This window comes from Gemelliphila sp. 1F1, from assembly GCF_056897515.1.
The window spans coordinates 1-12,235 of sequence record NZ_JBXHBE010000001.1 but is presented as its reverse complement, the minus strand read 5'-3'; the positions used below and the strand labels follow the sequence as shown (position 1 = coordinate 12,235).

The window sequence follows — 12,235 nt, the reverse complement described above, 5'->3', positions numbered from 1 at the left end:
TCCTATTATTTTATATTTATAGAATTTAATTTATATGCTTCAAATTTATCTGAGTTTATATTTGTAATATGATTTTTAGGATAATATCTTGAAGAGAATGATAGTTCACCGTCGTTAATAAATATCTCAAATGATGAATTATCAAATATTATTTCTATACTTCTTAAATCTAATGACAATGATCTATTATCACGACCGTAGCCACTTTCGTTAAGATTAATATTTAGTTCTCCATCCTCATAAGCTATATCCAAACTATCAATAGTAATTTTAAAATTATTCCCTGTATCTTGTTTGAAATACCAACTTCCTAAATCAAAACTAGGACTTTCTATTCTATCTCCAAACAATTTTTTTACAGATTTGTGTATTGATTGGTATAATTTACCATTTTTAAAATTTAAAACACGTGGAATAGTTAAGCAGTTTTGGTAACCAAATTGTGATGTTGGATTAGTGTAACTACTATCAGGCACATACATCCACGCATACATTATTCTATTTCCATCTTCATCTATAAATGTTTGTGAAGCATAAAAATCATGTCCATAATCTAAAATTTTGAAATTATCTATTTTTTCAATATTTTCTATACCTTCACTAATTGTAGAATACCCTATTTGATAAACATTTTTGTTATCTGGATACATATTAGCAATACCTTGGGGTGAATATAATAATAATTCTTCTCCATCTACTTCTATATAATCAGGACATTCCCACATATATCCTAAATTTTTCGTAGGATATATAGTCTTATAGTACTCCATATTTTTATATACTAATAAACAACCAAAATCATTACTATCCCTTGCCCCTAATATTAAATATTTGTTATTATCTTTTTCAAAAACCTTAGGATCTCTAACGTGATTTGACATATTAGGATAATCATCTGTACTTAAAAGTAATTCTTTTTCCGAAAATGTCTCAAAATCTTTTGTTTCTAATTTAATAGTATTATGACCACGTCCATTGTGAACGTAGTCATAATTACCTTTATGTTTAACATTTCCTGTATAATAAAGTACTACTTTATCTCCTTCGATATTCGCACTTCCTGAGTATACTCCCGATTTATCAAATTCTCTATCAGGTTTTAGAAATACTCCTTTATCATCATAATTGATCAAATCTTTACTAGTATAATAATACCATAATTTCAAACCACCTTCTACTTCGTAAGAATATTGATGAAATATATGATACGTTCCTCCAAAATATACTAGCCCATTAGGATCATTCAGCCATCCCTTAGTAGGTTCTAAGTGTAAGCTTTGTTCCCAAATGTTATTTTGCATCAACTAACTCCTTTTTCGTTTTAAAGAAATATGCTGTTACTAAAAATGCAACAGTGAATGATATTATAAGTCCTATTAAAAATGCTGTCCATTGTGAAGGTCTAATTGATAAAAATCCTGGTAATCCTGCAGCACCTAAAGCTACTGCTAATACTTTGTTAAATCCTAACCAAGCACTTCCTATTGCACTACCTGCGATAGCTCCGTAGAATGGATATCTTAAACGCAAGTTTACCCCGAACATAGCAGGCTCTGTAATTCCTAGTGCTGCAGAAATTCCTGATGCAGAAGCAAGTGATTTTATTTTAACATCTTTAATAAAGAACATTACCGCAAATACCGCTCCTGCCTGAGCAATATTATTCATAGACGCTATCGGGAAGATAAATGATCCTCCTGTCCCATTTGATACCGCATCAGCTATTAAAGTAGTTTCTATAGCTATAAATGAATGATGCATACCAGTAATAACTATAGGTGCGTAGAACAGTCCGAATATTCCTGCTCCTACAAATCCTAAACTGTAATATAACCAAGATAATCCATCTGCTAATAAATTACCTGCTTGACGTAATAATGGTCCAGTAACCGCAAATGTTAAGAAACCTGTAATAAATAATGACAATAACGGTGTTGTTAAGTTATCTAAATAAATTGGTGTTACACGTCTTAAATATTTTTCTATAGTCGCTAGAACAAAACTCATAACAATAATAGGTAATACTGTACCTTGATATCCAATTTGCTCAATTGCTAATCCAAAAATATTCCAAACTGGAATTTCACCTGCTGCGCGAGCTGCAACTTCATTATATGCATTAACTAATTGAGGATGCACCATAATCATACCTAACGCAGCTCCTAGATAAGGGTTACCTCCAAATCTTTTAGTTGCTGAAAATCCAATTAATACCGGTAAGAAAACGAAAGGGGCATTAGCTAATAAATTAACTAAATCTGCCAATGATGCAATATTAGGATAAATTTCTAATAAAGTTTTTCCCTCTGCAAAAATATCTTTTGCTGTTAGAAGGTTATTAATACCCATTAACAACCCACCTGCTACAATGGCAGGTATGATAGGAACAAATATATCGCTCAACATTTTTACAAAACGTTGTGCTAAATTCCCTTTAGTTTTTTGTTTTTCTTGTTTTGAGCCTGAAGTTTCTCCACCAGTTACTTCGTTATAAGCTGCATAAACTTGTTGTACAAGTCCACTACCAAAAATTAATTGAAGTTGTCCATTAGTGAAAAAAACACCTTTTACTCCTTCAATATCTTCTAACTTCTTTTGATCATAATTTGATTCATCGTTCAACTCTAACCTTAAACGAGTTGCACAGTGTGTTGCACTTTGAATATTATCTTGACCACCACTAAATTCAATTACTTCTTTAGCAATCTTTTTTAAATCCATGTCCTCTTCTCCTAATAATTTTATAAATGGTAACGTTACTTTTCTAATTCTATATTAATTTTAAAAAAAAGTCAACAACCTAGTATAAATTATTTATCATCTTTTTTCTTGCTATTATTTTTTTTTTAGTGTATAATCTATGAAAATATTATTTATATAAGGAGATTGTCAATATGTTTACTATGAACTTATCTAGTTTGGAGTCCCCACACCTCATTTGTTCTAATGACGATGAATATTCCCAGGACTTCAATACCGAGATTGATTATGAAGATGAAATTTTAAATGATTATGCAGACGAAAAATTCAATTCAAGCGAACTATTTATGGATAGCTTAGATGATGATTTTTATAATTATTCTCAAGAAATGAAACTTTCTTTGGAATATTCTTACGATACAGAAGACTCTGAGTATGATGAGTTTAGCATATCTACCGATCAAATTATGTTAGAAGATGCAGCCGATTCATAAAAAAACACTTAACTTAGAATTTTATTAATCTAAGTTAAGTGTTTTTTATTTAGTACTTAATTATTAAATATTGTTCAAAATAATTTTTCTAATTTCATTTAAAGACTCTTTAGAAGCTCTGTCTATTACCCTTGATCTATCTCCATTAAATTGGCATTTTTTGGTAATTATTTCTCCTTGATAATATAATCCTATGTACACTAATCCTGCATCTATATCTCCATCTGCATATCCTGTAGTAGATATTGCTATATCTGTTTTTGACTTTTGGGCTAAACCTTGTACCATTTCATAAGCTACTTCGGAACTAACTACACCATATTTTGCTATTGTTTCTTCTTTGACACTCAAACTATTAATTTTTGATTGATTAGAGTAACTAACTATACTTTCTTTTAGTGAATTAGAAATTCCTGCATTTTCTACTAAAAGTGATGTAATATGCCCACCTGTTAATGATTCAGCTAATGATATATTTAAATCATTATCAATTAATAATCCTGCTACAACTCTGTGTAGCTCACTTTGACTATCAGCAATAGTTTCATCTCCTATTAAATAAATATATTCTCCTACTAAATTCTCTAATTCTACTATTTTTTGTTCTACTAAGTTCTCACAAATTTCTTTAGTCTCACCACTTGCAGTAACTCTTATTAGCACTTCTCCTGTTTTTGCATAAAGTGCCACCGTTGGATTCGTCTGATTATCCAATATAACTTTTATTTTATCTTCTAACAATGATTCTCCTATTCCATAAAATCTTATGTATTTAGAAACGAATTTTTGATCACTTAATTTTTCTAAATAAGGTTTGACAGATTTTACAAACATATCTTTCATTTCTCTAGGAGGACCAGGCATCAAAATTATTCTACGACCATTATCTTCCAGTATAATTCCCGGAGCAGTACCGCAAAAATTTTCTAAAATAATAGCTCCATTTGGTATCATAGCCTGTTTTTTGTTATTATTAGTAAGTACGTTGTTTTTACTGTATTTTAGAACATAATTTTTAATTTTCTCCCACGAGTAATCATCTAAATAAAAATCTCTATTGAAATATTCAGCTGCACATTCTTTAGTTATATCATCATCTGTTGGACCTAATCCTCCAGTTACTATAATAGTATCACTACTATTAAACGCTCTATCAAACGTTCTTAATAATCTTCCCTTGTTATCTCCTACCGTTGTATGCTTGAATACATTTATACCTATATTAGCTAATTCTTTGGATAAATAGGCAGTATTTGTATTTACAATATCTCCCAACAGTAACTCTGTTCCGACTGATACTAACTCTACATTCATAATCACACCTCTTTTCTATTGATACTTTTATTATACTCTTTAAATAAAAAAAATAAAAGGTAAATAATAATTTATCTACCTTTTATATTTTATTTCTCTATTAAAATGTCTTAAATGTACTAAATGGATAGTAACGTAAAGCAACCTTACCTACTATCGAATCTTCTTTAATAAATCCAAAAACTCGACTGTCTGTACTGTTAGGTCTATTATCTCCCATTACAAAATACATTCCTGCTGGGACAGTTTTTGATTGCGTACTCTTTAAATATTCAATATTGAAATCTGGAGTTAGACTTTCTGTACTTCCACTAGCTGCTAGTTCTTTTTTCTTCTGATCCAAATACGGTTCATCTACCTTTTGACCATTTATATATAGGACATCTCCAATAACTTCTACAGTATCGCCAGGAACACCTATAATTCTCTTAATATAGTCATCTGTTTCGTTAGCGTGAAAAACAATCTCATCTCCTCGTTCATAATTACTACTAATTTTGTTAATAAACACTTTATCATTATCTGCAAAAGTGTAGTCCATAGAATGTCCTTTAACAGTATAAGGTGCAACTAAATAAGTAGTAATTCCAAAGTATAGAGCAATAGACACCACTACTACTATTATCCACTCAAATATTTCTTTTATAAATTTCACTATATTTCCTCTTTTATATAAAATTTAACTTTTAAAGTATATTTATACTTAACTCTGTAATTATATCATAGCTAATTATTTATTACTAGCATTTAAATACATTTTTAAATCAGTAATAATATTATTGCTATCTTCTAACCCTAAGTTATATATTTCTTTGATTTTATTAACATCTTTTTCTAATCGTTTTATCTTTATTTCCTTACTAGGTTGGATAACAAAAATTTCTTTATTATCTCTAAGATTATATATCTTATCCAACGTTTTATTATAATTATTTGGACGAGCTTTAATCAAGTCAGCTAGTTTTCCATATTTTTGTTTTGCTATCTTGTATAATATTTTATTTTCTTTTTCTTCTTTTCGATAATTATATGGTCTAGTAAGAACTACTACTATTTTATCACAATCCATAGTTAGCATCTTGTCAATAGGTATGCTATCTGCTATACCTCCATCTAAATATCTACCACCTTCTATCTCTACTACTTTAGATATAAATGGAAGAGCTGAACTAGCTCGCAATACTTCCATTTGTTCAAAAACATCTTTAATCTTAATATATTCAGCTTCACAACTATCTATATTAGTAACTGTTGCGTAATAATCAATATTAGATTTTGCAAATTCTTCTTGATTGAACACATCTAATCTTTGCGGTAAAACGTAATAAGCAAATTCCTTATTAACCATATTTCCTGTTTTGACTAATGATTTTAGGCTCATATACATTGGGTGTTTTATATATTTAGTATTATAATTTAGCGCTCTTCCTCTTTGTTTTGATACATAATTCACCCCGAATAATGCTCCTGCAGAAACCCCTATAATACAATTTATATCTATATTATTATCCAAAAAAGAATCTAGCACTCCTGCAGTATACATACCACGCATACCGCCTCCTTCAAGTACTAATCCTACTTTCATAATATCACCTCACTTAAAATATACTCTCCCTTAAGATATTATAATATAATATCAACATTAAATTTAATTTATATTTTAATCAATCATATCACTCAGTATATAAGAATAAACTAAATCATAAGTTGCTTTAACAGAATTCTCATGAGTTCTTTCGTAAGCATGACTAGATTCAATCCCTGCACCTAATAGTCCGTGTTTAATATCAGCTCCAGCTCTCATAGCTGCTGAAGCATCACTTCCATAATATGGGTAAATATCTAATTTATAAGGAATATTATTCTCTTCACACAATTTTACGAAATGATTTCTTAAATCATAATGATATGGTCCGGAACTATCTTTGACACAAATAGAAACTGTATATTCATCTGTATGCTGACCATCTCCCATAGCCCCCATATCTACTGCCAAATATTCACAAACTTTATCACTAATATTTGAATTCCCACCGTATCCTATTTCTTCATTATTTGAGAAATAAAAATGTGTTGTATAAGGTAATTTAATGCTATTGTTTGCAATATCTTTTAAAATATTAATTAATATCGCAGCACTTACTTTATCATCAAGATGACGTGATTTTATAAATCCACTTTCTGTAACTATTGTTCTCGTATCAAATGAAATAAAATCACCTACTTGAATACCGCTAGCCAAAGTTTCTTGTTTTGAACTAGTTTTTATATCCAAACGAATTTCCATATTTTTATCATTTCGTTCCGCAGTTTTTGCATCTGAATATACGTGAACGCTATTTTGATGTAATAATATTGTTCCCGTTATTTTCTTACCATTTGTTAAATGAATTGTACAATTCTCTCCTTCTATAGAGTTAAATGTAAATCCTCCAACCAATGTGAATGCAACTCTTCCATCAGCTTTTATATCTTTAACCATAGCCCCTAATGTATCAATATGTGCTGTTATAAAGCGTTCTTTTTCTACATTATCTCCTTCAACGGTTAATAGCAATCCACCTTTTTTGGTTATGACAGACTTGTACCCAAAACAACTAAGTTCCTCATAGATATAGTTTATGATATCCTTTGTATATCCCGTTGGTGATGGTATAGATGTTAATTTTTCAATATAGTTAATAACATTTTTCATAATATTATACTCCTCCAAAATAAATTTATATCTCTTATTACAGTATACACATTTTATCGAAATAAGTAAATTTATTCTTCAAAATATTCCGAATCTCTCAAAGTAAAAATTACTTCTGTTTTTTCTGGGTACGCACTAAGTTGCGTTGCAAATTCCATATCTGCTTGTTTCTTCGGACGAATATTTATAGTTGCATCATATCCCAAATCTAATAATTTATTGTATAGCATTTTTATTTCTGCTATATCCTCAACTACAATTTTTGGTTTTACTGAATACGTTGCACATTCTCCAAACCACGTTACTTCTTTAGAAAAATCTACAGGAGATGTTTCGTTTATTTTCAATTTAATAGCTATTTCGTAGTCATATCCTTGATTTTCTATTATATTAGCTAACTGGCGAGTTTTATCATAGTTATCTGCATTTTTTATTTTTAGACTAGCTTTATAACCTATTCCTAACAATGTTAAATTGTTAGCTATAGTAAAAGGATCTACTTCCTCATAAGTAGGCTTAAATTTAACGTTCACTAAATAACCCATACTCTGATATTTCTGATGTAATTCTATTAATTCATAACCTTCTTTATCTAACAAAAGTTCTTTTTTATTTGTAGTTACCTGTTTATTGTCTTCTATAGCTTCCTCTCTTGGAAAAATAATTTGTAATGTATATAACATATTATATCCTTTCTAAAAAAATTTGGACTAAATAGTTATTACCTTCAGTCCAAATTTGCTTATATATTATTTATTTTGTGTTCTTTTACCACGTTTGTCAAAAAACTTTTTATCTGTATATTTTTTTTCGTTACGCTTTTTATCATCATTCTTACTTCTTTTTCTTCTATCATTTTTATATGCTCTTGAACGACGACTTGATTTTTGTTCTTTTCTAACTAAAGGTTTTTCGTATGATAACTCTACATCAACATCTTTTTTCGAATTAATTAATTTATTAAGCAATGTAGCAATTATTTTTTCTGCGTTACTTTGTGCCATTAATTTATTTGCAAGACTATTTAATTCACTATAATCATCTGCTAAGTCTGTTAATATATCTTCATAAACTCTGTTATGTCTGGCACGTTTAATCTCTTCATCGGAGAATGGTCTTAACATTTTCAGACGTTCTCCTTTTTGATTTTCAATATCTCGTAGATAAGGCATCTCAACAGGGTTCAAAAACGTCACAGCTACACCTGATTTACCTGCTCTTCCTGTTCTTCCTATTCTATGTGTATAACTTTCTGTATCTTGAGGTATGTCAAAATTATATACGTGCGTTACATCACTAATATCAATTCCTCTAGCAGCAACATCAGTAGCTACTAATATTTGTAGTGAGCCATTTTTAAACTTTCTAAGTATTTCAAGCCTTTTGGATTGTGTAATATCTCCATGTAATCCTTCTGCTAAATAACCTTTTGCAACTAACGCACTAGATAATTCATCAACGCGTCGTTTAGTTCTTCCGAATATAATTGCCAAATTAGGATTATGAACGTCTAAAAATCCTATTAATGTTGATAGTTTTTCATTTTCGCGGATAATAGTAGCACACTCTGTTATATCTGGATTCAACTCTTCTACACTCATTGTTTTTATTAATTTATATTCTTTCATAAATTGAGTTGATAATTCTTTTATTGCTGATGGCATAGTCGCTGAAAATAATAATGTTTGATGATCATTTTCTATCTTTGATAAAATAAACCTTACATCATCTATAAAGCCCATATTTAACATTTCATCTGCCTCATCTAATACTAGATGAGTTAAACTGTTTAACTTTAATGTTTTTCTGTTTATATGATCTATTATACGTCCGGGAGTTCCCACTACTATTTGTGGTTTCTTTTTTAAATCTTTAATTTGACGTTCGATGCTAGTTCCACCAAAAATTATACTAACCTTTATATTTTTATTTTTCGCCATTAAGCGTAATTGTTCTCCTACTTGTTGAGCTAACTCTCTAGTAGGAGCTAAAACTAATGCTTGTAAATTGTCATTAGACCTTATACTTTCTACAATAGGTATCCCAAATGCTCCTGTTTTTCCAGAACCTGTTTGTGCTTGGGCTAGCACATCTATTCCTGACAAAACATAAGGAATCGTCTCTTGTTGAATACCCGTTGGCTCGACAAACCCCATAGCAAATAAAGAATTTAACGTTTCTTTACTCACTCCTAGTTCTTCAAATGTTGTCATTACTTTCTCCTTACTTTTATTATTAAGTCATAAATTTTAAATAACTTTACTATTATAACAGAAATAAAGAAAAAACTCTAGTGTAAATTATATAAGACTAAAATTCCAATAAAATTATAAATTATAACATATTATAATTTTATTAAAAGTCTAGTCTTATACAATATGTATTAATTACATCACTGGCTTTAAGAAATCCGACCAAGATTCGTAACTATTAATATTTTTTGCTTCAGTTGATGATAGCCATTCAATAGTTAAAGTATCATCCTCTGCTACTTTAACTTTGTTCTTATCTACTTCACAAATATATACCAATCCTATATGAACTTTTCCTACCTCTTCTTTATCGTCATTAATTAACCCAATAAATTCTATGCTATTCAAAGCTTCATCAATATTTATTGCTACTTCTTCTTCTATCTCTCTAGCTGCATTGATTTTTATAACGTCATCTATATTTTTATTCGGTATATCATTCATATGTCCACCTATTCCAACAGACGCTTTACCATGAAGTCTAGCTTCTCCACCTCCAACAAGACGTTTATAAACCAAAATTTCTTTACTCACTTTATCTTTAATTATCGTATATCCTATTAATTGTTTATATGTAGGATCTTCTTCCATATCTCCACGACGTTTAACCTCATAACTTTTGAACGTACTAACGATTTTTTGTACTCTAGCATCATCTTTTGGTAAAAATCCATAAAAAGAATTTTCTTCATTATTAAATATAACTTTTCTATCAACCACTAAAATTTGTTCATCCCATTTACTCATCAAATAATCACTCCTAAAATTTCTATATAACTATGTATTAAAGTATAACATAAATAAGAATGTTATAAAAGTTATATTAAAAATTATATGCTAGTCTATTATGTATATTCCAAAAGAATTATAAAAAAGGATAGATTCTAAATATATAGAAATCTATCCTTCTTTAATCTATAATTTTTTAAACATATTTCTTTTTTATTACTTTGAAGTAATAAGTTACCATTAAAATTGCATAAATTGCTAAACCGAATAACCAAGCTATCCAAAGCCCATAAACTCCTACTTCTTTTATAAATACTAAATAATATGCTAATGGTAATCCTATAACATAAAACCCTGTAAACATAAAAATACACGTAGGAACAACTTTTTTATAGGCTCTCATAACACCTATCAATGAGGCAGAAAAAGAATCAAAAATAAGAAATGCGATTACAAAATATAATAATTGTGATGCAATATTTAAAAATTCTGGATCTGTTCCATACAAATAAGGTATTTTTTTGTCTAAAATTGTTATAACTGTAGCAACTAGTATAGAGAAAACAATAGAAATAACCATACCTATTTTCACATATTTATCCGCTATTTTATATTCTTTTGCCCCTATATGATAAGCAACAATTATTGTTAACGCTCCTGATATACTCATCGGTAGTGCGTATAAAAATCCACTAAAATTCAATGAACTTTGATGAGCAGCTATTGTCGCAGTATCGAATCTTGAAACCATAAGTGATAATACCGAAAACATAAAACTTTCTAAAGCTACTGCAATTACCATAGGAATACCTAACTTAAAAATTTCAGGCCAATGTGATAATTTTATTCCCTCTAATTTGAAAATTTTATATTTATTAATTTTAGGATGATTTAATACTACTATTAAAGCCATTATAAATGAAATAATATAAGTTATGTTTATGGCAATGGCAACTCCAGCTCCTCCCAATTCAGGAAGACCTAATTTACCAAAAATAAATACATAAGACAAAGCTACACTAATAGGGACATAAATCAGCATAATTCCCATAGATATTCTTGTAAGACCCAAACTATCAATAAAAGATCTAAGAACTACATATAAAGTTATCGGAATAATTCCAAAACTCTGGTATTTCAAAAATCTAGTAGTTATAGCTCCAATATCTTCTCTTATACCTAACTTTGTTACTACAAAATCAGAAGATAAATTTAATATTAAAGCTATTGTTACACTTAATATTAGTGAAATATAAATAAATTGTCTAACTTTAGTAGGAACTTGATCTTCCTCTCCTTTTCCTATTAGCTGAGAAACGATAGGTATCAAAGCTACTACTAACGTAGTTAAAACAGAAAGTATTGGTGTCCAAATATTAACCCCCATACTTAGTCCTGCTAAATCTGTTGAACTATAATGACCAGCCATAAAAGTTCCAATCATTCCCGATGAATATGAAATCATTTGATATATTAGGACTGGCACTAATAATTTTACAAAAACAATAATTTGTTCTTTCGTTGTATTTGCATTATACATAACAATCCTCCATAAAATATCTTGTAAATAAAATAAACCGACCAACAATGATCGGAAATAAAGACAAAATGCAACCGAGAGTTGAATAATTATACCAACCGTTAGTTCAGTCGCCAGCTCAACTTTGACAAATTCTTACACCCACAAAATCCTTACTTAATGCTGCTTCTTTCCAGACCTGACATGGTTCATAAGTTTTGCGTCATAAGGTGCCTCAGTATCAACACTACGTGCTAAACTCGACATTACTATAATTACCCGAATCTCGGTATTCAGCCTTGCTAAAGCGGATTGCAAGTACAGGGCACCGCTAACTCCCCACCTAGCATTATAATATTATAACAAACCTCAGATAACTTTGTCAATAATTAGTAATTCAATTATAAAAAGAGATTGTAGAGTTACAATAGAAGTGAGACAAAAGGAAGAAAAAAGAAGAGCAAATCCAGTATAATGAAATAACCACAAATCAAAAAAAGGAAATTACTCTTATGAAAACAATTATATCAGA

The 12,235-nt window shown here is 29.4% G+C and carries 11 protein-coding genes and 1 other RNA gene; 1 reads left to right on the top strand and 11 read right to left on the bottom strand.

Annotated features, from left to right (window positions below; all coding sequences use genetic code 11):
* Window positions 1-5: 5 nt before the first annotated feature.
* Together AC1XWJ_RS00060 and AC1XWJ_RS00055 are read right to left on the bottom strand one after the other, a co-directional pair.
* Window positions 6-1,301, bottom strand: coding sequence for a glycoside hydrolase family 32 protein (locus AC1XWJ_RS00060; protein ID WP_483333713.1), 1,296 nt, complete (start codon window positions 1,299-1,301; stop codon window positions 6-8).
* Complete coding sequence (locus tag AC1XWJ_RS00055; protein ID WP_483333711.1) at window positions 1,291-2,721, bottom strand: sucrose-specific PTS transporter subunit IIBC; 1,431 nt, start codon at window positions 2,719-2,721, stop codon at window positions 1,291-1,293. The genes AC1XWJ_RS00060 and AC1XWJ_RS00055 overlap by 11 nt, the downstream gene beginning before the upstream one ends.
* Before the next feature lie 173 nt (window positions 2,722-2,894).
* On the opposite strand from AC1XWJ_RS00055, the gene AC1XWJ_RS00050 reads away from it, so the two are divergent.
* Window positions 2,895-3,194: a DNA topoisomerase IV gene (locus AC1XWJ_RS00050; protein WP_483333710.1), complete on the top strand. Its 300-nt coding sequence runs from the start codon at window positions 2,895-2,897 to the stop codon at window positions 3,192-3,194.
* 63 nt (window positions 3,195-3,257) lie between these two features.
* Here the strand turns inward: AC1XWJ_RS00050 and AC1XWJ_RS00045 are convergent, their stop codons facing one another.
* The 9 genes from AC1XWJ_RS00045 to ffs form a co-directional block, all read right to left on the bottom strand.
* On the bottom strand, window positions 3,258-4,508 hold the full coding sequence (locus AC1XWJ_RS00045; protein WP_483333709.1) for a competence/damage-inducible protein A: 1,251 nt from the start codon (window positions 4,506-4,508) through the stop codon (window positions 3,258-3,260).
* 100 nt (window positions 4,509-4,608) lie between these two features.
* Entirely contained in the window at window positions 4,609-5,163 is a 555-nt protein-coding gene (gene lepB / locus AC1XWJ_RS00040; RefSeq protein ID WP_483333708.1) for a signal peptidase I, read from the bottom strand.
* A 75-nt stretch (window positions 5,164-5,238) separates the two neighbouring features.
* Complete coding sequence (locus AC1XWJ_RS00035) at window positions 5,239-6,093, bottom strand: patatin-like phospholipase family protein (RefSeq protein ID WP_483333707.1); 855 nt, start codon at window positions 6,091-6,093, stop codon at window positions 5,239-5,241.
* Window positions 6,094-6,168: 75 nt separating this feature from the next.
* Window positions 6,169-7,203 (bottom strand): M42 family metallopeptidase, encoded by a 1,035-nt coding sequence (locus tag AC1XWJ_RS00030; protein ID WP_483333706.1) that lies wholly within the window; start codon window positions 7,201-7,203, stop codon window positions 6,169-6,171.
* Window positions 7,204-7,274: 71 nt separating this feature from the next.
* Entirely contained in the window at window positions 7,275-7,886 is a 612-nt protein-coding gene (locus AC1XWJ_RS00025; RefSeq protein ID WP_483333705.1) for a hypothetical protein, read from the bottom strand.
* A 66-nt stretch (window positions 7,887-7,952) separates the two neighbouring features.
* Complete coding sequence (locus AC1XWJ_RS00020) at window positions 7,953-9,416, bottom strand: DEAD/DEAH box helicase (protein ID WP_483333704.1); 1,464 nt, start codon at window positions 9,414-9,416, stop codon at window positions 7,953-7,955.
* Window positions 9,417-9,590: 174 nt separating this feature from the next.
* Complete coding sequence (locus AC1XWJ_RS00015) at window positions 9,591-10,202, bottom strand: DNA mismatch repair protein MutT (protein ID WP_483333703.1); 612 nt, start codon at window positions 10,200-10,202, stop codon at window positions 9,591-9,593.
* Window positions 10,203-10,380: 178 nt separating this feature from the next.
* The gene (locus AC1XWJ_RS00010; RefSeq protein ID WP_483333702.1) at window positions 10,381-11,724 is read right to left on the bottom strand and encodes an MATE family efflux transporter; all 1,344 of its coding nucleotides are present in this window, start codon (window positions 11,722-11,724) and stop codon (window positions 10,381-10,383) included.
* A gap of 66 nt (window positions 11,725-11,790) precedes the next feature.
* Window positions 11,791-12,055: signal recognition particle sRNA large type (ffs, locus tag AC1XWJ_RS00005), an RNA gene on the bottom strand.
* Window positions 12,056-12,235: the final 180 nt, after the last annotated feature.